This is a genomic window from Marisediminitalea lipolytica (assembly GCF_001758465.1).
Classification (GTDB): Bacteria; Pseudomonadota; Gammaproteobacteria; order Enterobacterales; family Alteromonadaceae; genus Alteromonas; species Alteromonas lipolytica.
Genome location: NZ_MJIC01000001.1, coordinates 59,072 through 84,679 on the forward strand (window position 1 = coordinate 59,072; position 25,608 = coordinate 84,679).

At 49.4% G+C, this 25,608-nt stretch carries 21 protein-coding genes and 2 pseudogenes; 17 read left to right on the top strand and 6 right to left on the bottom strand.

The window, feature by feature from the left end:
* The first annotated feature begins 189 nt into the window (after positions 1-189).
* From BFC17_RS00285 to mobA, 14 genes and pseudogenes are all read left to right on the top strand, one after another.
* Positions 190-1,053: a formate/nitrite transporter family protein gene (locus tag BFC17_RS00285; protein WP_070174463.1), complete on the top strand. Its 864-nt coding sequence runs from the start codon at positions 190-192 to the stop codon at positions 1,051-1,053.
* A gap of 5 nt (positions 1,054-1,058) precedes the next feature.
* Positions 1,059-2,789, top strand: a complete 1,731-nt coding sequence (locus BFC17_RS00290; RefSeq protein ID WP_070174464.1) for a bifunctional protein-serine/threonine kinase/phosphatase — start codon at positions 1,059-1,061, stop codon at positions 2,787-2,789.
* 265 nt (positions 2,790-3,054) lie between these two features.
* The gene (gene nirB, locus BFC17_RS00295; protein WP_070174465.1) at positions 3,055-5,601 is read left to right on the top strand and encodes a nitrite reductase large subunit NirB; all 2,547 of its coding nucleotides are present in this window, start codon (positions 3,055-3,057) and stop codon (positions 5,599-5,601) included.
* A 10-nt stretch (positions 5,602-5,611) separates the two neighbouring features.
* Positions 5,612-5,965 (top strand): nitrite reductase small subunit NirD, encoded by a 354-nt coding sequence (nirD, locus tag BFC17_RS00300; protein ID WP_070174466.1) that lies wholly within the window; start codon positions 5,612-5,614, stop codon positions 5,963-5,965.
* Between the two features lie 27 nt (positions 5,966-5,992).
* Positions 5,993-7,456: pseudogene (locus BFC17_RS23015) on the top strand (molybdopterin-dependent oxidoreductase); the annotation flags it as partial.
* Positions 7,457-7,789: 333 nt separating this feature from the next.
* Positions 7,790-8,104, top strand: a pseudogene (locus BFC17_RS23020) (molybdopterin dinucleotide binding domain-containing protein); the annotation flags it as partial.
* 312 nt (positions 8,105-8,416) lie between these two features.
* Positions 8,417-8,734 carry a (2Fe-2S)-binding protein gene (locus BFC17_RS23025; RefSeq protein WP_425304322.1) on the top strand — a complete coding sequence of 106 codons (318 nt, stop codon included), beginning with the start codon at positions 8,417-8,419 and terminating at the stop codon, positions 8,732-8,734.
* The gene (cobA, locus tag BFC17_RS00310) at positions 8,718-9,617 is read left to right on the top strand and encodes a uroporphyrinogen-III C-methyltransferase (RefSeq protein ID WP_139141954.1); all 900 of its coding nucleotides are present in this window, start codon (positions 8,718-8,720) and stop codon (positions 9,615-9,617) included. Before BFC17_RS23025 ends, cobA begins: the two co-directional genes overlap by 17 nt.
* Entirely contained in the window at positions 9,598-10,596 is a 999-nt protein-coding gene (locus tag BFC17_RS00315) for a glycosyl transferase family protein (protein WP_070174469.1), read from the top strand. Before cobA ends, BFC17_RS00315 begins: the two co-directional genes overlap by 20 nt.
* A 271-nt stretch (positions 10,597-10,867) precedes the next feature.
* Positions 10,868-12,259 carry a CmpA/NrtA family ABC transporter substrate-binding protein gene (locus BFC17_RS00320; RefSeq protein WP_070174470.1) on the top strand — a complete coding sequence of 464 codons (1,392 nt, stop codon included), beginning with the start codon at positions 10,868-10,870 and terminating at the stop codon, positions 12,257-12,259.
* Positions 12,260-12,367: 108 nt separating this feature from the next.
* Complete coding sequence (locus BFC17_RS00325; protein ID WP_373287175.1) at positions 12,368-13,291, top strand: ABC transporter permease; 924 nt, start codon at positions 12,368-12,370, stop codon at positions 13,289-13,291.
* A gap of 28 nt (positions 13,292-13,319) precedes the next feature.
* Positions 13,320-14,168 carry an ABC transporter ATP-binding protein gene (locus BFC17_RS00330; RefSeq protein ID WP_070174472.1) on the top strand — a complete coding sequence of 283 codons (849 nt, stop codon included), beginning with the start codon at positions 13,320-13,322 and terminating at the stop codon, positions 14,166-14,168.
* 80 nt (positions 14,169-14,248) lie between these two features.
* Complete coding sequence (locus BFC17_RS00335; RefSeq protein WP_070174473.1) at positions 14,249-15,463, top strand: alginate export family protein; 1,215 nt, start codon at positions 14,249-14,251, stop codon at positions 15,461-15,463.
* Positions 15,464-15,466: 3 nt separating this feature from the next.
* Positions 15,467-16,072 carry a molybdenum cofactor guanylyltransferase gene (mobA, locus tag BFC17_RS00340; protein ID WP_070174474.1) on the top strand — a complete coding sequence of 202 codons (606 nt, stop codon included), beginning with the start codon at positions 15,467-15,469 and terminating at the stop codon, positions 16,070-16,072.
* On the opposite strand, the gene BFC17_RS00345 is transcribed toward mobA, so the two are convergent.
* Positions 16,052-17,185, bottom strand: coding sequence for an HDOD domain-containing protein (locus tag BFC17_RS00345; RefSeq protein WP_070174475.1), 1,134 nt, complete (start codon positions 17,183-17,185; stop codon positions 16,052-16,054). The two genes, mobA and BFC17_RS00345, sit on opposite strands and share 21 nt — an antisense overlap.
* A gap of 236 nt (positions 17,186-17,421) precedes the next feature.
* On the opposite strand from BFC17_RS00345, the gene BFC17_RS00350 reads away from it, so the two are divergent.
* Genes BFC17_RS00350 through BFC17_RS00360 form a run of 3 tightly spaced genes read left to right on the top strand, consistent with a single transcriptional unit; the run spans position 17,422 to position 21,301 of the window.
* Entirely contained in the window at positions 17,422-18,603 is a 1,182-nt protein-coding gene (locus BFC17_RS00350; protein ID WP_070174476.1) for an FIST signal transduction protein, read from the top strand.
* Between the two features lie 7 nt (positions 18,604-18,610).
* Entirely contained in the window at positions 18,611-19,963 is a 1,353-nt protein-coding gene (locus tag BFC17_RS00355) for a sensor histidine kinase (protein WP_070174477.1), read from the top strand.
* 57 nt (positions 19,964-20,020) lie between these two features.
* On the top strand, positions 20,021-21,301 hold the full coding sequence (locus BFC17_RS00360) for a diguanylate cyclase (protein ID WP_070174478.1): 1,281 nt from the start codon (positions 20,021-20,023) through the stop codon (positions 21,299-21,301).
* Positions 21,302-21,395: 94 nt separating this feature from the next.
* On the opposite strand, the gene BFC17_RS00365 is transcribed toward BFC17_RS00360, so the two are convergent.
* Genes BFC17_RS00365 through xdhC form a run of 5 tightly spaced genes read right to left on the bottom strand, consistent with a single transcriptional unit; the run spans position 21,396 to position 25,608 of the window.
* Positions 21,396-22,601, bottom strand: a complete 1,206-nt coding sequence (locus BFC17_RS00365) for a urate hydroxylase PuuD (protein ID WP_070174479.1) — start codon at positions 22,599-22,601, stop codon at positions 21,396-21,398.
* 2 nt (positions 22,602-22,603) lie between these two features.
* A complete protein-coding gene (gene guaD, locus BFC17_RS00370) occupies positions 22,604-23,896 on the bottom strand; it encodes a guanine deaminase (protein ID WP_070174480.1) in 1,293 nt (430 codons plus the stop codon).
* A gap of 8 nt (positions 23,897-23,904) precedes the next feature.
* Entirely contained in the window at positions 23,905-24,228 is a 324-nt protein-coding gene (gene uraH, locus BFC17_RS00375; RefSeq protein WP_070174481.1) for a hydroxyisourate hydrolase, read from the bottom strand.
* On the bottom strand, positions 24,225-24,755 hold the full coding sequence (gene uraD / locus BFC17_RS00380; RefSeq protein WP_070174482.1) for a 2-oxo-4-hydroxy-4-carboxy-5-ureidoimidazoline decarboxylase: 531 nt from the start codon (positions 24,753-24,755) through the stop codon (positions 24,225-24,227). Before uraD ends, uraH begins: the two co-directional genes overlap by 4 nt.
* Positions 24,742-25,608, bottom strand: a complete 867-nt coding sequence (gene xdhC, locus BFC17_RS00385) for a xanthine dehydrogenase accessory protein XdhC (protein WP_070174483.1) — start codon at positions 25,606-25,608, stop codon at positions 24,742-24,744. Before xdhC ends, uraD begins: the two co-directional genes overlap by 14 nt.

Below are 25,608 nucleotides of genomic sequence, written 5' to 3' on the forward strand. Positions count from 1 at the left end.
AAAATTGGCATCGTTCTTGTATTGTTTTAATCAGCAAACCTTAATGGTTTTACAATTGAGATAAAATTCGGATAAAGGCGTCCGCTACTTACTTCTAAAGGGGTGAGTGCGGACGCCTTTTTTTGTGGCTTTCGATTGTGAATAGGTGTTTGTGGGTGTGTTCCTGTTTAATTTTTAAGGTGAATAAAAATGGCGTATTTACTTCCTTCTGAGTTTGCAACCAAAATGGTTGATGCGGGCGAATCAAAGATATACATGTCTACCCGTGACACGTTAGTTCGTGCATTTATGGCTGGTGCTATCCTGGCATTGGCTGCAGTTTTTGCAATTACCATTGCAGTAAAAACCGGTGTTTTTCTAATTGGGGCTATTTTATTCCCGGTTGGCTTTTGTATGTTGTATCTGATGGGCTTTGACCTGTTAACCGGAGTATTTGTTTTAACCCCTTTGGCCTGGTTAGCTAAACGCCCGGGTGTAACACCCAAGCAAATCCTGCGTAACTGGGGCTTAGTGTTTTTAGGTAACTTTGCCGGAGCGCTATCGGTCGCGTTCATGATGTCTTTTATTTTTACCATGGGTTACAACACTGACGGTGGCGCTATTGCAACTAAGGTGGCTGGTATCGGTGAAGCTCGTACTTTGGGCTATGCGGAGTATGGTACTGCTGGCTGGTTTACTATCTTTATCCGCGGCATGCTGTGTAACTGGATGGTGTCACTGGGCGTTGTTGGTGCCATGATCTCTACCCACGTAAGCGGTAAAGTGCTGGCCATGTGGATGCCTATCATGCTGTTCTTCTTCATGGGCTTTGAACACTCTGTAGTTAACATGTTCCTGTTCCCATTTGGCCTGATCATGGGTGGTGAGTTCTCGGTAATGGATTATTTCATCTGGAACGAAATCCCAACCGCGCTGGGTAACCTGGTAGGTGGTTTAGCCTTCACTGGTCTGACACTATACTCTACTCACGTTCGTACCGCTCCTAAGCGTGTACTGCCAACTGGCGGCGCAAACAAAGCGGTTCCGGCGGCTAAAGTTAACGATAAAGTTTAAGTTATATGCCTGAAGTAAGTTGGGGAGCCTTCTCCAGCAAAGGTTTAAAACACATAAATCAGGACTGTCACAGTGTGACAGTGCCTGATTTTTCGCGTTCTGCGCGCCGAAGTGTTATAGCCGCAGTGGCTGATGGCATCAGCAGTAGTCAGGTGAGTCAATACGCCAGCGAACTGGCTGTCAATGAGTTTGTTCGCGATTACCTGAATTCCTCTGATGTCTGGTCACCACGGCGGGCCGCTGAGCTGGTATTACGCACCCTCAATACCCGTTTATACATTAAATCCCAACACAGTCCTTACCGTGAGAACCCGGACAAAGGCTATGTGTGTACCTTTAGCGCCGTTATTCTGTGCGGTGATCAGGCTGTGCTGCTACATTGCGGAGACAGCAGCATCTATCACATCCGCGAGAACAAAATTACGCTTTGCACCAAAGAGCACAGGCAGGTCGGCGATGGCGGCAAAACCTATCTGAGTAATGCCCTGGGGATAAAGCCCGAGCTGGATGTGGATGTTTCGGTAATGGGTGTCAGCACGGGTGATACTTTTGTCATAATGACCGATGGGATTGCCGAAACTGTCAGGCCTGAAGACTGGCAGATGGCGCTGGGCAAATTTTCTGCTGACCTGCACGAATGTTGTGCACACATTGCTGATATGGCGCTCAACGATGGATGCAACGATAATCTGACTGTTGCAGTGGTGCAGGTAGATTCCATTTCACCAACTCAATCACCGGCCTATTCAACGGCCGGTTATTTACCTTTTATAACCAGTACGCTGGCTACCGGAACCGTTATAGATAACTGGGAAATCCTGCGTCAGTTGAGTGCCACCGATCGCAGTATTGTGTATCTGGCCGCGCACATTAAAACGCAACAAAAGGCCGTGATAAAAATTCCAGCAGTGTCTATGCAGGATAGTCCAGGCTTTCTTGACGAAATGATCAAGGAAGAGTGGGTTGCCGTCAAAGTATCGCATCCGCATTTGCTGGCTGGGTGGCCTGATATAGGCCTGGGCGAATTTAAGCGCACGTCTTTTTATATTGTCATGGACTACAAACCCGGTTGTAGTTTGCGTCAATGGCGGGATGACAACGGTGCACCATCGCTTGGTCAGTGGCGGGACTGGGCGACACAATTGGTTGGTGCCTTAACAGCACTGCATCGCAAAGAGATATTGCATCAGGATATTCGCCCTGAAAACGTGCTGATTGATGATAAAGGCAGGCTAACGCTGATTGATTATGGAGCTGCCAGTTTGTCTGGTCATAATCTTTCGGCCGCCACTGAGCAATTGCTTATTCCTGGTGATCTGCTGTTTGCTGCCCCGGAGTATTTTGTGGGGTTATGGCCGGATGAACGGTCTGAGCAGTTTTCTCTCGCCATTCTGCTGTATTACCTGCTGTCTGGCGAATATCCCTATGATGCCGAAGTGGCGAAGAAGCAAAACTACTCAGGTTTACTGAAATTACGCTATAAAAGTCTCATTCAGCGCAACATTGCGGTGCCAGTCTGGGTCGATGCGGCATTAAAGCGCGCTTGTCATCCGCTGATAGCCAAACGTTACGAGAGTCTTTCTGAGTTTTTGTACGATCTGCATCATCCTAATCCGGCCTATTCCGGTACGCTACCGTTTATTGAACGGAACCCGGTCAGAGTATGGCAAGGCATATCGGCGGTACTCGCGGTAATGGTGATTGCACTATCAGTGATGCTTTTTGGGCAAGCCTGATGCACCAAAATAAGGAAATTGCATTTTTATGGTGCGAGACGGACTGGGTGTTCAGCTATAACTATTAACTAAGTCTCTGTAATTAAAGAGTATTGAAAGTTGGCATCGTTATTGTATTAACATATCCATCTCGTTGTCTTAACTCGCAAAGCATATGTAAGTTAAGAGACGACACAAACAGAATAGCTAAAGCTTAAACAGGCAACGAAGCCCACAACCAGTAATGGTTGTGGGTTTTTTTTTGCCTTAAAAAAAGGTAGATGAAATGAACTTTTCTTCACGGCAACAACGCATCGTTATTATTGGTAATGGTATGGTGGGTCACCACTTTGTTGAACAACTGGTAAACAGTGAGTACAACTGCCACATCACGGTATTAAGTGGCGAAAGCCGTCTGGCTTACGACCGGGTCTATCTGTCTTCTTATTTTTCAGGCAAAACGGCTGAAGACCTGGCGCTCACTGATGAGAAAACGTATCAGGATTGGGGCGTTAAAGCGGTTACCAATGCCTGGGTGTCGAACATCGATCGCGAAAATCAGGTTGTTACCACCAAAGCGGGCGGCACCTACGAATACGACACGCTGATCCTGGCAACCGGTTCTTATCCCTTCGTGCCGCCCATTCCGGGTAACGATCAGGAGCACTGCCTGGTTTATCGTACGATTGAAGATCTCGAAGCCATTAGTGCATCGGCCTCGCAAAGCAAGGTCGGTGTGGTAGTAGGCGGCGGTCTGTTAGGCCTTGAGGCGGCTAACGCACTAAAACAGGCAGGCCTGGATACGCACGTTGTCGAGTTTGCGCCGCAGTTGATGGCGGTTCAGCTTGATCCTATGGGCGGTGAGTTACTCAAAGACAAGATTGAAGCGCTGGGTGTACAGGTGCATACGCAAAAAGCCACCGAGTGTATCGAAGCGGGTGAAAGCTGCCGTTATCGCATGAAGTTTGCCGATGGTACGCATCTGGAAACCGACTTAGTGCTGTTTTCTGCTGGTATTCGCCCCAGCGATCAACTGGCCAAAGAGTTTGGTCTGGTCACCGGCGAGCGTGGCGGTATTGTTATTGATAATCAGTGCCGTACCTCTGACCACAACATTTATGCCATTGGCGAATGTGCGCTGTGGGACAAAAAGATTTACGGCCTGGTAGCGCCTGGTTATGCCATGGCGCGTACCGCAGTTGCTAACATTATTGGTACTGAAGGTGAGTTTACCGGCTTTGATATGAGCACTAAGTTAAAGCTGATGGGCGTAGAAGTGGGCTCTATCGGTGATGCTCATGCCAGAACCCCGGGCGCACTGTCTTACACTTATCACAACCAGCCTGAGGGCGTTTACAAAAAGCTGGTGGTCGACGCCAATAAAGCGCTGGTACTGGGTGCCGTACTGATTGGTGATACCAGTGATTACGATACCCTTTTACAGTACGCCTTAAACAGTATTGCCTTACCGGAGAGCCCGGAAGCACTGATCCTGCCATCGGCCGGTGAAAAACCCCTGTTAGGTGCAGATGCACTGGGTGACACCGCAACTATCTGTTCATGCCACAATGTGTCAAAAGGCGACATTGTTGGCGCGATCGACAGTGGCTGCTGCTCGGTAGGGGATGTGAAGTCCTGCACCAAAGCGGCAACTGGCTGCGGTGGTTGTGCTGCGCTGCTGAAAAACATCGTCGACAGCGAACTGGAAAAACGTGGCGTGGAAGTGTCCAAAGCCATTTGTGAGCACTTTGATTATTCGCGCCAGGAGCTGTATCACCTGATTCAGGTTGGTCAAATCCATACCTTTGAAGAGTTACTGGAAAAACACGGTAAAGGCCTCGGCTGTGACATTTGTAAGCCTGCGGCCGGGTCTATCTTTGCGTCGGTGTGGAATGATTACATTCTGGCTAAACAACACCAGCCGCTGCAGGATACCAACGATACGTATCTGGGTAACATGCAAAAAGACGGTACGTATTCCATTGTGCCGCGTGTAGCGGGCGGCGAAATCACGCCGGATAAACTCATTTTGTTAGGCGATGTGGCCAAGCGCTATAACCTGTATACCAAAATTACCGGTGGTCAGCGTATCGATTTATTCGGTGCCCGTGTTGAGCAGTTACCCGCTATCTGGGAAGAACTTGTTGCGGGTGGTTTTGAAACCGGCCACGCCTATGCCAAAGCACTGCGTACGGTGAAATCCTGTGTAGGCAGCACCTGGTGCCGCTATGGTGTGCAGGACTCGGTGACAATGGCGATCGATCTGGAAAACCGTTACAAAGGCCTGCGGGCACCGCACAAAATTAAATTTGCTGTATCGGGCTGTACCCGTGAATGTGCAGAGGCGCAGGGTAAGGATATCGGTGTTATCGCTACTGAAAAAGGCTGGAATCTTTACGTTTGCGGTAATGGCGGTATGAAACCACGTCACGCTGATTTGTTCGCTACGGATCTGGATGACGCCACGCTGGTTAAGTATATCGACCGGGTGCTGATGTTCTACGCCAAAACCGCCGACCGCTTACAACGTACCTCCGTGTGGATGGAAAACCTGGAAGGCGGCCTGGAGTACCTTAAATCTGTGGTGATTGAAGACTCCCTGGGTATTTGTGCAGAACTGGAAGCACAAATGCAGCACATTACTGATACCTATCAGTGTGAGTGGAAGACCACCATTGAGTCACCAGAAGCACTGAAACGTTTCCGTCAGTTTGTAAACAGCAATGAAACCGACTCGAACATTCAGTTTGTTGCTGAGCGTGACCAAATTCGTCCGGCCACCAAGGCCGAGAAATTTTCGGCTGGTAAAGCCATTCCCGTAGAACTCGTATAGGAGAAATACCATGCAGGCTCAAACTAGTTTAAGCGTTCAGTGGCATGATGTATGTTCTGTTGATGACCTGGTCACTAACAGTGGTGTTTGTGCACTGATAGCTGGCATCCAGGTGGCGATTTTCAGTGTCCAGCTGGATGGCGAAACCAATGTGTATGCTATCAGTAACTGGGACCCTATTGGCGAAGCCAACGTACTGTATCGCGGCATTGTTGGCACCTTAACCGATAAAATAGTGGTGGCATCACCACTGTATAAGGAGCATTACGATCTGGACACCGGCAAGTGTCTTGAGCGTGAAGATGCGAGCGTCAGCACTTACCCGGTCCGTGTTGATAAAGATCGGGTCTTTGTAGAACTTTAAGTAAAAGTGAGAACCGCCATGACTGCCATGCCTCCTGTATTGTCAAAATCTGCTGCGCCGGCTAACAAGCTGGTGCAAACCACCTGTCCTTATTGTGGGGTAGGTTGTGGTGTGGATGTATTACAGCGTGGCGGCATGACGGGCACTCTAAGCGAACTCAAGGGCAGCACGGAGCATCCGGCAAATTTTGGTCGACTGTGTATTAAAGGTACCCATTTGCTGGAAACGCTGGATGGCAACAAACGCCTGTTACAGCCCGTTGTGTTCGGACAGCCTGCCAGCTGGGATGATGCGATTGGCGTGATTGCGGCTAAAATGGCAGCAATTATTGAACAGCACGGTCCGGATGCCGTGGCTATCTATGGCTCCGGGCAACTGTTAACCGAAGATTACTACGTTGCCAATAAACTGATGAAAGGCTTTATCGGCACGGCTAATATCGATACCAATTCGCGGCTGTGTATGTCCTCGGCGGTAGTTGCCCATAAGCGCGCTTTCGGTGAAGACATTGTGCCGTGTAATTATGAGGATCTTGAGCATACCGACCTGCTTATCCTCACCGGTAGCAATGCGGCCTGGACTCATCCGGTACTGTATCAGCGCATCGAACGGGCGAAACTGCGTAACCCTGATATGAAAGTGGTGGTGGTGGACCCCCGTAAAACCGATAGCACCGCGATTGCCGATTTACACATTGCCTTAAAGCCGGGCACCGATGCAGTACTGTTCTGCGGGTTACTGAACTTTCTGGCAAATAATAATGCGCTGGATGAAGCATTTATCGCCGCTTCCACCCATGGTTTTGCCGAAACCCTGGCTGCGGCCTTTGAGTGGCCGATGGCTCGGGTTGCCGAAGTGTGTGACGTAGCGGAAGCTGAATTGGTAACCTTGTTTAACTGGTTTGCTACCTTGCCACGGGCCATCACGTTTTTCTCGATGGGGATTAATCAGTCAACCAGTGGTGTGGACAAAGGCAATGCCATCATCAACTGCCATTTAGCCACGGGGAAAATTGGCAAAGAGGGCAGCGGCCCGTTTTCCATTACCGGGCAGCCCAATGCCATGGGCGGCCGCGAAGTAGGCGGGTTATCTAACATGCTGGCTGCGCACATGGATATTGATAATCCAGCGCATCATGCCACAGTAAAACAATTCTGGAATGCGCCAAATCTTATTACTAAGCCGGGGTTGCGTGCGGTTGACATGTTTCAGGCTGCGGCTGATGGCAAAGTAAAATGCATTTGGATTATGGCAACCAATCCGGTAGCCAGTATGCCTAACCGGGCATTGGTGGAAGCTGCGCTTAAACAGTGTGAGCTGGTGATTGTGTCGGATACAGCCGCACAAACCGATACCCTTAACTATGCGCATATAGCACTACCAGCCACCGGCTGGTCAGAAAAAAACGGTACCGTAACGAATTCAGAACGACGCATCTCCCGGCAACGGGGTTTGGTTGCGCCAATGGGGGAAGCCAAACATGACTGGGAAATTCTGTCGCTGGTCGGCCAGGCATTAGGCTTCGAAGACGCCTTTAATTATGCACATCCGGCCGAGATTTTTGCAGAGCATTGTGCTCTCACAGCAGCTAATAACAATGGCAGTCGCGCACTGGATTTAGGTCCGTTGGCTGATTTAAGTGTTGCACAATATGATAATCTGCGCCCGCAGCAATGGCCCCTGAACGAGACCCACCGTATTGGGACAGAGCGCCTGTTTGCTGACGGGTCTTTTTATACCCCTAACCGCAAAGCCAACTTTGTGGCGATTACGCCGCGCCTGGCTACCCAACAAACCAGCGCTGAATACCCCTTTGTGTTAAACACCGGCCGTATTCGCGATCAATGGCATACCATGACGCGTACCGGCAATGCACCGCGCTTGCTTAAACACATCGACCGGCCCTGGTTAAGCGTACATCCGCTGGATGCACAGGCGCTTGCGGTAAAAGACGGCGATTTGTTAAAAGCTGAAGCCGCCTGTAGCGGTGAGGTAGAAGTGATTCTACCGGTTAAAATTGATGATAAACAGCGTCGCGGCGAAGTGTTTGCGCCGTTTCACTGGTCTGCTACCTGGGGCTCACATGCCAAAGTCGGCGCGCTGTTAAACGGTGCCAATGATGCGCTTTCTGGCCAGCCGGAATTAAAACATGGTGCCATCCGGCTTAGCCCGGTTGCCATGCAAAGCTATGGCCTGGTGTATGGTGATGAATCGTTAGTGGTCGCGCTGCAAAACGCGGGCTATTACTACCTGAATACGCCTACCACAGCGGCAGCGTGTATCGAATTAGCCGATCCTCGTGATCCGCAAAGCATGGTTGCAGCAGTATTAAAACACCTGCCCAAAGATGCCCAGTGGGCGACCCTGCAAGGGCCGCATCAACTGAGCATTGTAGTAACCCGTAACAATAAGCTGGTACTTGCTGTGCTGCTGGCGGATAAACCAATGGATATGCCCCGTGACTGGCTGGATAGCCTGTATAGCGGCACCGAATTATCCCCTGAACAAATCAATGGTCTGCTGGAACAGCAGCCGGATGAGGCCTTTTTATTGGGCAAAGTGGTGTGTAGTTGCTTTGGCGTGCGGGAAAATACTATCAAACACGCCATTGATGAGGGCAACAATACTGTAAGCGGCCTGGGCAAAGCGCTTAAATGTGGCACTAACTGTGGTTCATGTAAAACCGAGTTAGCCAGTTTAATTGAATCCTCTGGGGCAATGCCACAGAGTGAAGCGAAAGAGGAAACCAGCAATGACTATGCGCTTTAATACCCTTGTAATGCCTTTTATGCTCAGAGTTTCACGGTTGGGCACTTTTCTGCGTGGTAATACTGGCAGCGATTTGTCAGCAACCGGTCAGCAGCAGAGTAACCCTGGCCGGGTGGGTGAAGTCTTTATTGTTGGCGCTGGTCCGGGTGATGCCGAATTACTCACCCTGAAAGCATATCGCCTGCTACAGGAAGCCGACGTGGTATTGTTTGACTGGCTGGTAGACCAGTCTGTACTGGATTGTATTCCGCGTCATATTGCCCGTGAATTTGTCGGTAAGCGCTGCGGCAAACACAGTGTGCCACAGGACAAGATATGTGAGCGACTGGTCGAGTTAGGCTTAGAGGGCAAGCGGGTGGTGCGCTTAAAGGGCGGCGACCCGGCCATATTTGCCCGTACCTGTGAAGAAACCGACGCTCTGCATCAGGCTGGTATTCCCTTTGCTATTGTCCCCGGGATTACCGCCGCATCCGGTGCTTCGGCTTATACCGGCATTCCACTGACTGACCGCCGTTATGCACAATCAGTGCGCTTTATGACCGCGCAATTTCAGGATCCGGCTAAAGAAGCCGACTGGCAGGCCATTGCCGCCAGTAGCGAACGAGAAACCACTGTTGTGTACATGGGTTTAAAGCGTTTAGCATTATTGTCTGAACGTCTTGTGGATGCAGGTGTAGATCCTAACTTACCCGTTGCGGTAATTGAGAACGCGTGTTGTAATCAGCAACAGGTTATCGTTGGCACCGTCAGCGATATTTTTCAACGCGTGCTCGACGCGGCAATCGAAGGACCAGCACTTACTGTGATTGGTCATGTGGTAGCTGCACGTCAGCCCATTACGGTCGACTTGTTACATCACTCCTATGAGCAAACCGCCATTTAGCGAATACATTAAAGCCCTCGGCAAAGGCCAGCGGGGCGCCCGGCATCTTACCCAAACTGAAGCGTTTGATGCCTTTTCCCAACTTCTTGATGAATCCATCGCACCGGAACAAGCCGGTGCTTTTTTAATGCTGTTACGTATGCAGGAAGAGTCGGTAGACGAACTTTGTGGCTTTATTGCCGCCTGTCGAAAACGTCTGTCTGCGCAGCTTTCCGCGTTGAATGCCAGTGTGGATATTGGCTGTTACGCCGGAAAACGCCGCCAGTTACCCTGGTATTTGCTGAGTGCTGCGTTGTTGGCTAAAGCCGGTTACCGGGTGTGCTTGCATGGTGCTTCAGAGCCAGGTTCACAGCGTTTTTACGCCAGCCATGCATTACCAGAACTGGGGTTGTCGCTGGCCAATAGTATAGAACACGCCGTTACCGACATGAATACTCGAAACGCCTGTTACCTGGACTTAGGGGTTGCCCTTAAACCGCTGGATCGCATTATTAAACTGCGTGAATTATTTGGTTTACGCTCCTGCGCAAATACCTTAGCCCGACTGTTAAATCCCAGTAGTGCACCGTTTGCGGTGCAGGGGGTTTACCATACCCATCTCGACGAACGTCATTCGGTGGTTAATCAGACTTTTGCCAGCCAACAATCACTGGTGTTTCGTGGCGATGGTGGCGACCCGGAAGTCAATCGGGATCGTGCGACTGACCTGTATTACACCAGTAATGGTGTTACCGAAAAAGTTGTGCTGCCAGAGGCTGATGGCTGGGCCATGAAAGAGCGGGATTTTTCGGTAGATACGATGCTGGCAGTCTGGCATGGCAAGCTGGAGCACGGTTATGGGGAGCAGGCGGTGATTGCATCACTGGCGGTTTATCTGATGTTAGTCGAATCCTTAACGGTCCAGGATGCACAAGAGCGTGCCAGCGAACTCTGGCAAATGCGCCATAAACAGGCATTGCCATTTCACAGTGAGCACTGACAGTGCACAAAATGCACTACGATGAGTCGCTGAATTTCGGCGATAAATAACCGAAAATTATAAGTTGTTGAAATTAAATGAATATTAAAGTTGGCACTAAATATGAATATCAATAAATACATTTAGCGATACTAGTGCGCTTAATCGTAAACAATTAATCTGGACCTTGCTGCCTTCATAACGGGCAAGGTTATCGGCAACGAAGCCCACACGTTCACAATGACATTGTCATTTCGAACGTGTGGGTTTTTTTTTGGCTTAAGGAAAGTACATGTTACACACAACTGTAAAACACAAGTTAAAGCAGGTAGCAGGATCACTGACACTTGTTGCATCATTATTTACGGCTTCTGTAGCCACCGTATCAGCGGAAGATATTGGCTGGCCGGAAAAAGAAGAGCTGAAGTTTGGTTTTATTAAACTGACTGACATGGCACCGCTGGCCATTGCCTACGAAAAAGGTTACTTCGAAGATGAAGGCCTGTACGTAACCCTGGAAGCCCAGGCCAACTGGAAAGTGCTGCTTGACCGTGTTATCGACGGTCAGTTAGACGGCGCACACATGCTGGCAGGTCAGCCATTGGGTGCCACCATCGGTTTTGGTACCCAGTCACACATTATCACAGCATTCAGCATGGACTTAAACGGCAACGGTATTACCGTGTCCAACGATGTCTGGGCGGAAATGGAAAAATACATTCCGGTTGAGAATGGTAAACCGGTTCACCCGATTAAAGCGGATTATTTAAAACCGGTGGTTGAAAGCTATAAAAATGCGGGCAAGCCGTTCAAAATGGGCATGGTATTCCCGGTATCTACCCACAACTACGAGCTGCGTTACTGGTTAGCTGCTGGTGGTATTCACCCTGGTTACTATGCTCCGCATAAAGGTGACACATCTGGCCAAATCGATGCACAGGCACAGTTATCGGTAACGCCTCCACCGCAAATGCCTGCCACCATGGAAGCCGGTACGATTTTCGGTTATTGCGTAGGTGAGCCGTGGAACCAACAAGCAGTATTTAAAGGTATTGGTGTACCGGTAATTACTGACTACGAAATCTGGAAAAACAATCCGGAAAAAGTATTTGGCGTAAGCAAAAAATGGGCTGAAGAAAACCCTAATACACACATTCGTGTAGTGAAAGCCATGATCCGTGCGGCAATGTGGCTGGATGCGAACAACAATGCTAACCGTCCGGAAGCGGTAAAAATTCTGGCGAAAAGCAGCTACGTAGGTGCAGATGCGGACGTTATTGCTAACAGTATGACTGGTACCTTCGAATATGAGAAAGGCGACAAACGTGAAGTGCCTGACTTTAATACCTTTTTCCGTCATAACGCGACCTATCCGTACTACAGTGATGCTATCTGGTATTTAACTCAAATGCGCCGCTGGGGTCAGATTGCCGAGCCTAAGTCAGACAACTGGTACATGGAAACCGCGAAAAGCGTATATCGCCCGGATATCTACACCAAAGCGGCTAAAGCGCTGATTGAAGAAGGCATTGCTGATGCCAAGGACTTCCCTGACTTTGATACTGAAACTGGCTTTAAACCACCACAAACTGAGTTCATCGATAACGTGACCTTTGATGGTAGCAAGCCAAATGCGTACTTAGAGAAATTCTCAATTGGTCTGAAAGGCGACACGGTTCTGTAACCGTGTCACCTGTGACCCCGACGATAAAAGGTAAAGACGATGAGTAAATCGGTACAAGTTGTCAGCCATATTGGCCAAATGAATGGTAAAAGCGTGTTAGGAAATATTATGTCTACCTTACCCAAGTTATTAATGCCGGTTGTAGGCTTGCTGTTATTCCTCGCGATTTGGAATGTGGTAGCCAAGAACATCGATACGTCTCTGGGGCAATTTCCCGGCCCGGCGCAGGTATGGGAACAAACGTTTACGTTAATCGATGAGCATTCGGCTCAGCGGGAAAAAGCGGATGCATTCTATGCGCGTCAGGAAGAGCGAAACGCAGCCCGCGTAGCCAAAGACCCGACGTATGTACCAAAGATCCGTGAATTTACCGGCGCACCGACGTTTTTTGATCAAATCTGGACCAGTCTGTATACCGTGATGGTGGGGTTTTTTATTGCCAGCATCGTGGCAGTGCCAGTAGGGATTTTGTGCGGACTGAGCAAATCGGCTTATTCTGCAATGAACCCGCTGATCCAGATTTTTAAACCGGTATCGCCACTGGCGTGGTTACCGCTGGTGACCATGGTAGTGAGCGCCGTGTACGTGAGCGACGATCCGATGTTCTCAAAATCGTTTATTACCTCTGCTTTTACTGTATCGCTGTGCTGCCTGTGGCCAACACTGATCAACACCGCGGTTGGGGTCTCTAACATTGATTCTGATCTGGTTAACGTAAGTAAGGTTCTGCGTTTAAAGCCACTTAGTCATGTACAGAAAATCGTATTACCGGCGTCGATTCCGATGATCTTTACCGGTCTGCGCTTATCGCTGGGTATTGGCTGGATGGTACTGATTGCTGCCGAAATGCTGGCACAAAACCCGGGCCTGGGTAAGTTTGTCTGGGATGAATTCCAGAACGGCAGCTCAGAGTCTCTGGCGCGAATTATGGTAGCGGTTATTACCATTGGTTTAATTGGTTTCATGCTGGACCGTCTGATGCTGTCTGTACAGCGTCTGGTTAGCTGGGACAAAAACGCAGTGCTGCGCTAAGCGGCTCACTAAAACGAGGAAATAAATTATGCAAAGCAGACATTTAGAACTCAGTCAGGTAGGGATTCAGTTTCCTACACCGAAAGGCCCGTTCACTGCGTTAACCGACGTTAATCTGAAGATCGAAAAGGGCGAGTTTATCTCATTAATTGGTCACTCAGGTTGTGGTAAATCCACCGTACTGAACATAGTAGCGGGTTTACATCAGGCCACTACCGGCGGCGTAATTCTGGACGGTGCTGAAGTAAAAGAGCCGGGTCCCGAGCGTGCCGTAGTGTTTCAGAATCACTCGTTACTGCCCTGGTTATCCTGCTATAAAAATGTGGAATTAGCGGTTAAGCAAACCCAGAAAGGCAAGTCCAAACAGGAAATTCGTGACTGGGTAATGCACAACATGGAACTGGTGCACATGACCCATGCACTGGACAAACTGCCGTCAGAAATCTCCGGCGGTATGAAGCAGCGCGTGGGCATTGCCCGGGCATTGGCCATGGAGCCTAAAGTGCTACTGATGGACGAACCTTTCGGCGCACTGGATGCATTAACCCGTGCTCACCTGCAGGATTCATTAATGGAAATTCACGCAGACCTGGGTAACACCGTCATCATGATCACCCACGATGTAGATGAAGCGGTATTACTTTCTGATCGTATAGTGATGATGACCAACGGACCATCAGCCACTATTGGTGAAATTCTGGACGTTAAACTGGACCGTCCACGGGATCGTCTGGCGCTGGCAGATAACCCGGAATACAACCATTATCGCCATGAGGTACTGACCTTCCTGTATGAAAAACAAAAGAAGGTTGAGACCGTTTCAGGGCATAAAAAAGCAAAGCAGGCTGCTTCCGCAAAAAAGTCTGACGCTGCCTAAATAATCTTTTAAAAACAAATTGTTAGCTCGGCTTGAAAAAGCCGGGCCAGGATATCTCACGCTCAATTTAGGAATTTATCATGAAAACACAAGTCTCTTTATTCAAACGTGCGGCACTGGCTTCTCTTATTTCTGCTGCGATTTTACCGGCCGCTCAGGCTGATACTGACTGGCATAAAGCGCTGTCTGAGTCTAAAGCGTCAGCCAGTTTCCGTCTGCGTTACGAAGGTGCTAACCAGGATAACGCGGTTAAAGATGCCAGTGCGCTGACACTGCGTACGTTGTTGAGCTATGAATCTGGCAGCTACAAAGGTTTCTCGTTTAAAGCTGATCTGGAAGATGTGACCATTGTAATGGGGCAGGGCGATTACACCGTAGGGCCAACCGGTTACAACCTAGGTCAATACTCCGTTATTGCAGACCCTGAAACCACGGAGTTAAATCAGGGTTATGTGCAGTACAAAGACGATGCGGTAACCGTAAAAGCCGGTCGTCAGATTATTGCCCTGGATGGTCACCGCTTTGTGGGTCACGTAGGCTGGCGCCAGGACTGGCAGACTTATGATGCCGTATCGGTTAACTATAAACTTAACGACAACATGTCGGCATTTTATGCTTACCTGAACAAGCGTAACCGTATTTTTGGTGAGTCAGCTGACATCGATTCAAACGACCACTTATTAAACCTGAGCTACAAGGCGGATTTCGGTAAGATCACTGCTTATGCCTACCTGCTGGAAGTAGATAATGACACTGATAACAGCCTGGATACATACGGTGTAAGCTACAACGGCGCGTATAAAACCGATTCGATCAAGTGGGTTTACAACGCTGAATTTGCAACCCAATCCAGTGAAACGGCCACCACTGATTTTTCTGCAACTTATTTAATGTTAGAAGCGGGCGCAACAGTTTCGGATATCACCGGTAAACTGGGTTACGAACTGCTGGGGTCTGACGATGGCGCTTACGGTTTTGCTACGCCACTGGCTACCCTGCATAAGTTTAACGGTTGGTCAGATCAATTCCTGGGTACCCCTACGCAAGGTTTACAGGATATTTATGTTAGCTTTGCCGGTAAATTAGCGGGTGGTAAGTGGTTAGCGGTTTACCATGACTTCAGCGCAGATGAAGCCAGTGCTACCGTTGATGATCTGGGTAGCGAGATTAACCTGCAGTACACCACCAAAGTGGCTGAAAAGTTTGACGTAGGTATTAAATACGCCAATTACTCTGCTGGTGACATCAAAGTCGATACTGATAAACTGTGGGTTTGGGTAGCGACTAAATTTTAAGTAATGAAGGCAGAATTGAGCATTGACCGTATTGTAGAGCAAGCACCCCATTACGCCATTGGATTTATTCTGGCTGGTGGGCGTTCCTCCCGAATGGGTACCGATAAGGCCCGGGTAAAGGTGGGAGAGAAGAGCATGCTGAGCATTGCCCAGTCAGTGTTAGGTTCTGCCGCGCTTAATCAGCATTTTGTGGTTGGCGGTGATGCCGCCGACTTAACAGAAAGCTATCCCGGACAAGGTCCGGCAAGCGCCATAGCACACATTCTGCAACAGTTTACGGCGTCTGCAGCGGTCAAAGGGGTTGCCTTATTTCTGCCAGTAGATATGCCTAATCTTTCGGTGTCCGCACTAAATCATTTACTCAAACTAAGCCACGAGTTGTTGCGGCCGGTTTATTATAACGATTGTTACTTACCTCTGGTGTTACCGGTATCTGCTGATGTTATAGCCATAACGAAAGCACTGGTTGCCGACGATCCGTGTCTGTCTGTGCGAAAGTTATTGCAGGGGACACAAGCCATCAGCGAGCCTTTTACCGGTAATCCTCAGGAAATGGTCAATATCAACCGACCGGAGGATCTGACGCGTTTAACTACCAAGATTGTCTAAAATTGCGGTTTTAACCGGCTCGGGCAGGCTGCTCATAAAATCCGCCAGCTTATCTGCATTATCACCACACTTATAATACTGATAGGCAAAATACAGCGGGTTGATCCAGGCTTTTTCGTCTGCCAGCGGCGCACTTTCCAGTTCCAGTAATGGCCAGACAACCTGCTCCGGAAAACACCACAATGTCAGTAAAAATACCGTGATCAACGTATCCGGATAGGCGTTGAGTTGCTGCAGTAACTGAGCGTGTAGCGGTGGCGTTTTGTGACGTGTAATTTCAAGCACCAGACGACCCGTACCGTTTAAAATTGCCGATGTAAAGACCTGCTGCTGGGCTTTAGCGGAACACTTAAAACTGGCCGCCAGCGCTTTTCCCAGCGAGGCCATATTTTGTGTAGTATCACAAATAGACTGGTGAATTTTTGCTGGCAATAATGGCGCTGTCTCTGATTCGATAGCAAAGCTCACAGTGAGAGCATAGAGCAACTGGATGCCAAGTCTTCCAATGGCTTCATCCAGTGATTCTGTGGTGCGCTGAAAGCCCAGGTAAGCTGAGTTCGCAACCTGTAAAATTCGGGCTGCAATTAAAGGTTCCTGCACGATAATATCAGCGATTTTTTTGGTATCAGCCTGCTCATCATTAAGCGCTCTGCGCAATTGCCCCACAATTTCTGGTAGCACCGGCAGATAGCTTAGTTGGCCCAGACATTCCTGTTGCTGGTGGGTGAACGGTAATCTGTTAAGTTTTTCAACCTGTGCCAGTAGATCGGCCAGTAACTCGTCGCTAAAAGGCTTGTTGATAAGACTATGGGCTGTGCCGCTGTAACCCACTAATACTTCATCCCGGGTATCGCCGGTCATTAGAACCCGAATGGCTAAGGGGCAGTCGCTGGCAACCTGAGCCAGTACTTCTCCACCATTAATACCGGGCATGCGATAATCACAAAATACAATATCTGGTGTACGGTCAGATAACAGCAGTTCCCGCCATTTACCGGGTTCGCTGATAAACGAGGTGTCCCAGTCAGGAATAAGGCGCCTGGCGGTTCGCCTGACGGCTTTAAGCATCAGTTCATCGTCATCGATAAACACAGCGTAGTGTTTGTTAGTCATCGTCGCTCTTCTACAACCCCGAAGGTTAGGGAACATCACTGTGAACGCGTCTCCGACGCAACCTGTCCGTTTTTCTTAGGATGAACCAGGTGATATTGATTACCGGCCGTTATGGCAATTTATACGATAATTTTTTGCAAGTTTACTGTTCATAACCTATATAAATCAATAGTAAAGATTAAGATTATAGCGTCTTTGTGTTAAGTGTGACAGTTGTGACATTATAAGGATGAGTTATGCAGGTAAGTGTTAACCGATTTGCCATTGATGCCGATGGAGACTTTGCGCAATCCTTTCCTTGTGATGCCCTCCTTTCTGCGCAGATAAACATCGCTTTTGGTGATGTTAAGGCGGTCAGTCAGCTTGCCCAATCCAGCCTTTCTGAGCAAAACGAACAATCAAACGCCCGTTGGGTAGCCTCTTCAAGTTGTCTTGGCGCGATGAGTAATTTGGGCACGGATCAGGGCGAAAGTTATCTGCATGTGCTGTCGTTTGCCGGTCTCGATGGTTCTACCGGGGTCGCCTCTGCCGAGCTGGTACAGGGAAAGCAGCAGGCTATAGCCGAGTCGACCCTGGTTAATGCCATGCGGGATGCCGACAGATTAGGTGAAATGCCTTCGCTGGTGTGGTTGGTGGTGGCACCGGGAAGTGAAGAAGCGGTACTGAAAGGTTTGCAGAATGTACTGGGCGATGGTGTACCCATTGTGGGCGGTAGCAGCGCCGATAACAGTATTGCGGGAGAGTGGCTGCAGTTTGATGGTCACCAGTTACGAAGCGAAGGGATAGTCATCGCAGTGTTTTACATGAGTGAACCGGTGTCGAGTTATTTTAGTTCCGGCTATCAGACAACCGATTGCGCGGCCACAGTAACGGCCGTTGAAGGACGGACCTTATACACCCTGGATGGTGAGCCTGCTGGTGAAGTTTATAACCGCTGGTTACAGCGTTATCATCAGCCGCCGCTGACACCAGGTAATATCCTGGCTGCATCGACTTATTTTCCCCTCGGGCGCCAGCGGGGTAAAGAACAGTACACTGTTCCCTTACTTGCGCACCCTGCACGGTTAAATGCCGACAACAGTATCGATCTATTCGCTACCATCAGGCTGGGAGAGCAGGTCAGTTTAATGAATGGTCACGCTGAAAATCTTATCAGCCGGGCAGCCGAGGTCACCGATGTGGTGTTAAGGACCCATGAATTAAATTACGAACGGCGACCACTGGCCCTACTGATTATTTTCTGTGGCGGCTGCATGCTGGCTATCAAAGACCAGCTGGATGAAATTCGTTGTTCTTTGAGTGCCCGGACCCAGGGAATTTCGTTCATTGTTGGGTTTACCTTTGGTGAACAGGGCTGCTTTGCTGATGGGGTAAGCCGTCATGGTAACCTGATGATTTCTGTTACGGCACTGGGGTAAGCGGGCGGTGGATGATATCGAGAAACTCAACGAGACCATTTTGCAACTGCGCTTCGAAAACAATCAGTTGCAACGCTTTAAACAAATAAATCAACTGTTGCTCAATGGCCTTGATGCAATTATGTCGTCAAGCCATCGCAGCGAAGTATTCGCGCGACTGTTCGAGGTGATCCGGGAAATCCTGCCCTGTGATCAAATATTAATCGCGCATTACGATGAGCAGCAAAGTACCGTAATACCGGTGTCCAGCAGTGATGAAGGTCAACACTACAGCCCCTTGAGATATTCAGATTTAACTGACGTGTTCGAAGATACCATGAACATTTTTAACGTGAGTTTGATTCCGGGCTGGCCGCAACATCTGGGTAATTGGTTACCCGAAGCAAATTCGGTGCTGATCCATCCTGTCAGTACCAGTCAGGCCAGGTACATCTGGTTAGTTGCCGACCGCAATATCGGTGCTTTTACCAAGCAGTTCGAAGAGATTTTTGTCTCTTTTAGCGCTTTCGTGGCTAATACCTTGTCTCACTTTGAGCAGCACAGACTGATGCGCGAACGTGAAACCTTGCTTGAAGAACGCCAGCGAATTGAAAAAACCATGATTAACCAGGAAAAAATGGCGGCGCTGGGGCAGCTCGCCGCAGGGGTTGCACATGAGCTGAATAACCCATTGGGCTTTATAAACAGCAATCTGTCCAGTTTACAGGACTATTTGTCAGATATTCATGGCTTTATAAAAAAATCAACGCAAACTTCGCCACAACTTCAGGAAGAATACAAAAAGCGCGAAATGGACTATATTTTAACGGATACCGATGATTTGCTTGATGAATCTCTCGAAGGTATCCGACGGGCAAGCGATATTATCGCTAACCTGAAATCGTTTTCTCACCCTGATGAGAAAACCTGTACAAAAATCGATTTAAACCGGGTAATCACTCAGGCTCTCAGTATTGTGAAAACCCAGGCGAAAACGGTGGTGGAAATTAGTTTTACACCGTCCGAAACTGCCGCTGACGTGATGGTGAATGCCAATCAGTTAGCGCAAGTGTTTATTAATATTGTGACCAATGCTATCCAGGCTATCAGTGATCGCTATGGAAAAATAAGCTTAGCGGTGCAACTACAGGATAAAACCGTTGATTGTCGAATTACGGATAACGGTTCGGGGATCCCGGAAACGGTTATGAACAAAATTTTTGATCCCTTCTTCACCACAAAAATGGTGGGGGTGGGAACCGGATTAGGATTATCAATATCCAAAGCCATTATTGAGCAATATGGTGGCGAATTACGACTTGAGTCAAGTAATCCTCAGGGAACCTGTTTTTTAGTGCGATTACCCCGAATAAACGACTAAACGACAAAGTGTGTGAAACAGCGGAATGTTTGGAGCCGGTTTACGGCGGAGGAATTCATGGTTGATGAGACGCAAACAGCAGTATTTGAGTCTACGTTTGAACACTGCGGGGTAGGTCTGGCGCATGTCAGTCCTAAAGGCGAATTTATAAGAGTAAACAAATCACTAAGTGCTTTTCTTGGCTACACCAGAGAAGAGCTGGTTCAGCTTGATTTTCAAAAGATTACCCATCCTGATTACCTTAACGAGGATTTACAGTACTTGGCAGAGATGCTCGACGGGATGCGTAATTCTTACCATATGGAAAAGCTTTATATCCATAAAAAAGGGCATGTAGTTTGGGGAAAACTCACCGTTACCCTGGTCTGTCATGCCGATGGCTCTCCGGCTTTTTTTATCTCAGTGGTGGAAGATATCGATGATAAAAAACGCTATGAACAGAACTACTTTGAATCCCAGGAAACACTGCGTTCTATTATCAGTTCACTGTCTGATCGGATGGCGGTGTGGGTAGCCAAACCTGATCTCTCCTCGCTAATCTACCTGAATGAAGGCTATCAGCGAATTTGGGGGCGCGACGCGGCAGAGCTTTTTAACGCACCGCGCAGTTTTATTACACATATTCACGCTGCTGATCGACAACGTGTACAGATATTTTATCAGCGTACAATCCAATCTCCCTGGCAGTTTGAATACCGGGTGATGCGTGACGACGGCGAATTGCGCTACATTCGCGAACGCGGTGAGGTTATCCGTGATCATGGCGGAGAGGTGATATTTTTGGTGATTACTGCCGATGATATTACGCATGACCGCCAACTGACCGAAGCCCTTAAGTCGGCCAATGACAGGTTAAATGTGCTGTCCAGAATTGACGACCTGACTGGCATTAATAATCGCCGGGAATGTTTACATGCTGTCGATACCGAGTTTAAGCGGCTCAGACGAATTGGCGAACGAACGACTTCGACGCTGGCGTTCCTGGACCTGGATAAGTTTAAACAGATTAATGACAACTATGGTCATCAGACCGGCGATAAAGCGCTTATCGCGTTAACCGAGCGGATCCAGGCTACCATGCGGGTAAATGATATACTGGGTCGCTATGGGGGTGATGAATTTTTGCTGTTATTACCCGATACCCGTGATTACGAAGCAGAATCCCTGCTTAACCGGATTTTTTCTCAGCCTGTGACTGTCACCAGTGATGACGGAGTGAACGTAACCATACAGTGTTCAATAGGTCTGGCGCAGTGGGATAAAGAACTCGATACCGTGCAACACTGGATTGAGCTGGCGGATCAACAGATGTATCAGATTAAAGGCAGTAAAAGCTAGCTGTCAGAATGTTGGCTGGTAAAGTGCTGGCCCTGATTTAACGGCGCCTTGTTGCAACAGCAGCAAGGCACCTGATGACAGGCCCGGGACAGACTTAAAATCCTTTCTCTTTGCCCCAGGCGGCAATAATTGCCCGCTCTTCTTCTGTCATATTGGTTTTATTTAAAAACGGCATGTCCCGCGTGACCGTGGTTCGGTTTACTAACTGGCGGCCCTGACGGGATATTTGCTCCCAGCTGTCAAACTTTACGCCCAGAGGCGCTACTTTAAATACCTCGTCGGTAGGGTTAGCAGCATGACAGCCAATGCAATGGGTTTGTACCAGCGTGTGAACCTGCTTATCCAGTGTACTTAGTGAAGACGGGGACGGGCTGGCTACCGTCGTAACCGCCACTGGTGCTTTAGGCCAGGACACCCACAGTGCGACAGCCAGCAAACCAAGCATACCGCTAATGAGCACTGCCGGACTGAACTTACCCACATGACGCAAATTGAAAAAATGCCTAATCCATGCAGATAGTGCCATAATCGCCACCAATACCAGCCAGTTCTGCGGATGTTGGTAGGTCATCGGGTAATGGTTACTGATCATAATGAACAGGATCGGCAGGGTAAGGTAGTTATTATGCACCGAACGCAGTTTGGCACCCGCGCCCCAGGCTGGGTCCACCGGCTGTTTGGCGGCCACGGCATCGACCATTTTGCGCTGGGCAGGCATAATATTCAGCCAAACGTTAGCTACCATGATGGAGCCAATGAGTGCGCCCACATGAATGTACGCGCCGCGTCCGCTAAACCAGTGAGTGGCTAAGTAGCTTGCCACAACCAGCAAAGCGGTGAGGGCCAGGGCAAAGACTTTCGGATAGTTTGCCAGCGGTGAGCGGCAGGCTAACTCGTACAGCAAGACGCCGCCAGCCAACAAACCCAGGCCGCGGCCAATAGCCTCGCCTTCGGTGAGGTTCATGACGGCCGGGTCAATCAGGTAAGCCGACGCGGCAAAATAATACACAATGATCAGCAGGGCAAAGCCGCTCATCCAGGTGGAATAGGCCTCCCACTTAAACCAGTGCAGGGTTTTTGGCATTACCTCGGGACCATAAGCATATTTGCCTACTTCATAAAAACCACCACCGTGTACGGCCCATAAATCCCCTTTAATGCCTTTTTGTTTTTTCCATTCCGGTGGTGTTTCCAGACTGTTATCCAGCCAGATAAAGTAAAACGAAGCGCCAATCCAGGCGATGCCAGCAATGACATGGAACCAGCGGACAAATAATGAGAGCCAATCAAGCCACGGCATGGTTAAACCTCCTGTTGTTGGTATTGTGGCTGACCAGCCACGTAAGTTGCCACTGTGGCACGGTCATCACCGAGCATGGTCAGGGCAAAAAGGGTATCCTCGCAGGTGCTGTCGGCGCCGATACGAAGCTGACTAAGCGGGTCGAACCGCGGATTAATCACCACAAAGTCGGCGTCACTGCCAGGATTTAAGTTACCAATCCGGTCGTTTAATCCCAGACTCACCGCTGCGCCCTGGGTGAGCATATAAAAGCCTTGCAGCGAGGACAGATTGTAGTTACGCAACTGGCAGATTTTATAGGCCTCGCCCAGTGTTTTAAGCAGATTAAAGCTGGTGCCGCCGCCAACGTCAGTCGCCAGCGTAACCGGCACGCCAAACTCATCGGCTTTGGCCATATCAAACAAACCGCTGCCTAAAAACAGGTTTGAGGTTGGGCAGAAGGCCGCCACGGCACCACTGTCGGCCATGCGTTGCCACTCACTGTCGGATAAGTGAATGCAGTGGCCGTAAACCGCGCGGGGGCGCAGCATATGGTATTTTTCATATACCGCTAAGTAGTCCTGACACTCCGGGTATAGCGTCTTTACCCAGGCAATTTCATCGTGATTCTCAGACAGGTGAGTCTGTATAAACACATCATCATACTGCTGCGCGAGTTCGCCAAGCGCGGCCATTTGCTCGCGGGTGCTGGTGGGCGCAAAGCGTGGGGTTAACGCGTAATAATTCCGGCCTTTGCCATGCCACTGTTCAATCAGTTCTGCACTATCGCGCTGGGCGGATTCAGGCGTATCCTGCAACCATTCAGGGCAGTGTCTGTCCATGCAAACCTTGCCGGCCACCGTTAGCATATTGCGCGCGCTGGCGGCTCTGAATAATGCTTCGGTAGATACTTTATGCACGCTGGAGTAAACCAGTCCGGTAGTGGTGCCGTTTTTCAGGCATTCGGTTAAAAATACCTCGGCCATTTGCGCGGCCAGTGTTTCATCTTCAAAGCGGCGTTCCGTGGGAAAGGTAAAGTTATCCAGCCAGGTCAGCAGCTGTTCGCCATAGCTGGCGATAATCTCAGTTTGTGGAAAATGCAGGTGGGTATCAATTAACCCCGGAATGATTACCTTGCCGCTGTAATCCACAATCCCGGCATCAGGATATTGTGCTTTTAGCGTCGAAAAGTCGCCAATATCGCTAATCTTGCCGTCTTCAATCAGCAATCCTCCGTCGGCAAAGCTTTGCAGACCGGCATGATACTGAGTCGTGGCGGTGGGGTAATGATGAATGGCCCCTCGAATTAATTGCATTGTTGTCACTAGCTACCCCGGTAACTGCTAAAACCAAATGGCGAAATCAGTAGTGGCACATGGTAATGGCCACCGTCTTCAGTCATTTCAAAATGGATATCCACAAAGGGGTAAAAAGACTGGCCATATTGACCAATGAGGTAGTCCTTGCAGGCAAAACGCACCTGGTAGGTGCCTTCGGCAAAGGTTATTCCGGGCCACTCTTTACAGCGGCCATCGCTGTTGGTGGTAGCGGTTACCTGGCTGCCATCCGGACAGGTCAGAGTAACCGGTATGCCGGCGACCGGCGTACCAGAGGTAGTATCAAGTACGTGGCTGGATAAACTAATCATGAAGTGGCTTCCTGTGTTGTTGGGTCACTTAATCCTTTGGTCAGTCGCAACAGGGTAATTTTAATTTGTTCTGCCGCTGCATTGGCGAGCTCTGTGGCGGTGTCATTAGGTAAGCGCTTTGAAAGTGCATCAAGCATGGTATCGGCGCTTAACCCGGTCGCGCAGATAATAAAAATAAAGCCGTGTCGGTTGAGATATTCATGATTCAACCGGTGCAGTGATTCCAGGGTTTCCTCGCTGGCTACGGCAGTGCCTTGCTGCTCAGCGGCGGCGGTGTGTTTAGTGTTGGCAAATTTTGCCCGTAAACTGTTTACGTCACCAATCATAGGATGGGCTTCAAATGCCTCGCGATAATCTGCTTCGGCCAGTGATTGCCATACTTCGACAGCCTGGCTGTAAACCATTTCTGCCGACGCATAAGGCCGGGCCGCGACCATTGCGTTAACCCAACGCCGGGCTGCACAGGTGGTTTCAAACCAGTCACAGGCAGCCTTGTCGTCCAACTGATTGAGCTCATCGAGAGTCATGGGATAATTCCTCGTTTGTTAACCGGGCGCTCTGCACTGATGACGGTGGTGCTATTTTGTGCAGGCGTTGAATAATTTGCGCGCTCACCGAAATTGCGACTTCAATGGGCAGCTTGCCGGGGATCGCGGAAAGGCCGATGGGCGTGTAAAACCGACTTAGCTGCTGCTCGTTAAACCCCTTCGCCTGCAGACGATGGACAAAACGTTTCGCTTTGGTTTGCGAGCCTATCATGCCCACGTAGGGCAATTGGGGCTGTTTAAGGGCTTTTTCAGCCAGCTCAAAATCCAGCTGGTGATCGTGGGTCATAATTACCACCCAGCTGCCTGCCGGCAGCAGCGGGATTTCGCCAGCGGGTTCATCATCACATAAAAACTGCACGTTGGCCGCAAGGGGCTGCGTCGGCGTCAGCGCTTCGCGATTATCAATCCAGCGAACCGACAAGGGCAGTTGAGCCAGAATCGGCACCAGTGCCTGGGCAACGTGGCCGGCACCAAACAATGCCAGGACCTGGCGATGACTCACATGAGTTTCAATGAGCAATTTAACCGCACCGCCGCAGCACTGGCCCAGAGTACTGGCCAGCGGAAAGCTGTGCACAGCCTGCTGATTCTGGCTGCTGTTAACGCTTTGTACCAATGCTTCACGGGCCAGCTCGATTGCCTTAAATTCAAGGTGTCCGCCGCCGATGGTGTCGTACTGGCGATCAGCGGTTACCACCATTTTGGTTCCCTGATCCCGTGGTGTCGAACCAGCACTGGCAATAACGGTGATGAGAGCATAACCCTCGGCTATCTGTTCGCAGTAGCTAATGGCTTCAAACCACCGGCGTACCTGCCATTTTTCGTTATGCAT

Coding starts and splice junctions, on each gene's coding strand:
- guaD (WP_070174480.1), bottom strand. CDS start 23,896: ATGCAATTAATTCGAGGGGCCATTCATCATTACCCCACCGCCACGACT.
- uraH (WP_070174481.1), bottom strand. CDS start 24,228: ATGATTAGTTTATCCAGCCACGTACTTGATACTACCTCTGGTACGCCG.
- BFC17_RS00350 (WP_070174476.1), top strand. CDS start 17,422: ATGCAGGTAAGTGTTAACCGATTTGCCATTGATGCCGATGGAGACTTT.
- BFC17_RS00315 (WP_070174469.1), top strand. CDS start 9,598: ATGAGCAAACCGCCATTTAGCGAATACATTAAAGCCCTCGGCAAAGGC.
- BFC17_RS00330 (WP_070174472.1), top strand. CDS start 13,320: ATGCAAAGCAGACATTTAGAACTCAGTCAGGTAGGGATTCAGTTTCCT.
- BFC17_RS00345 (WP_070174475.1), bottom strand. CDS start 17,185: ATGACTAACAAACACTACGCTGTGTTTATCGATGACGATGAACTGATG.
- BFC17_RS00290 (WP_070174464.1), top strand. CDS start 1,059: ATGCCTGAAGTAAGTTGGGGAGCCTTCTCCAGCAAAGGTTTAAAACAC.
- BFC17_RS00365 (WP_070174479.1), bottom strand. CDS start 22,601: ATGCCGTGGCTTGATTGGCTCTCATTATTTGTCCGCTGGTTCCATGTC.
- nirD (WP_070174466.1), top strand. CDS start 5,612: ATGCAGGCTCAAACTAGTTTAAGCGTTCAGTGGCATGATGTATGTTCT.
- nirB (WP_070174465.1), top strand. CDS start 3,055: ATGAACTTTTCTTCACGGCAACAACGCATCGTTATTATTGGTAATGGT.
- mobA (WP_070174474.1), top strand. CDS start 15,467: ATGAAGGCAGAATTGAGCATTGACCGTATTGTAGAGCAAGCACCCCAT.
- BFC17_RS00325 (WP_373287175.1), top strand. CDS start 12,368: ATGTCTACCTTACCCAAGTTATTAATGCCGGTTGTAGGCTTGCTGTTA.
- BFC17_RS23025 (WP_425304322.1), top strand. CDS start 8,417: ATGCCCCGTGACTGGCTGGATAGCCTGTATAGCGGCACCGAATTATCC.
- BFC17_RS00335 (WP_070174473.1), top strand. CDS start 14,249: ATGAAAACACAAGTCTCTTTATTCAAACGTGCGGCACTGGCTTCTCTT.
- BFC17_RS00360 (WP_070174478.1), top strand. CDS start 20,021: ATGGTTGATGAGACGCAAACAGCAGTATTTGAGTCTACGTTTGAACAC.
- cobA (WP_139141954.1), top strand. CDS start 8,718: ATGACTATGCGCTTTAATACCCTTGTAATGCCTTTTATGCTCAGAGTT.
- xdhC (WP_070174483.1), bottom strand. CDS start 25,608: ATGCATAACGAAAAATGGCAGGTACGCCGGTGGTTTGAAGCCATTAGC.
- BFC17_RS00285 (WP_070174463.1), top strand. CDS start 190: ATGGCGTATTTACTTCCTTCTGAGTTTGCAACCAAAATGGTTGATGCG.
- uraD (WP_070174482.1), bottom strand. CDS start 24,755: ATGACTCTCGATGAGCTCAATCAGTTGGACGACAAGGCTGCCTGTGAC.
- BFC17_RS00320 (WP_070174470.1), top strand. CDS start 10,868: ATGTTACACACAACTGTAAAACACAAGTTAAAGCAGGTAGCAGGATCA.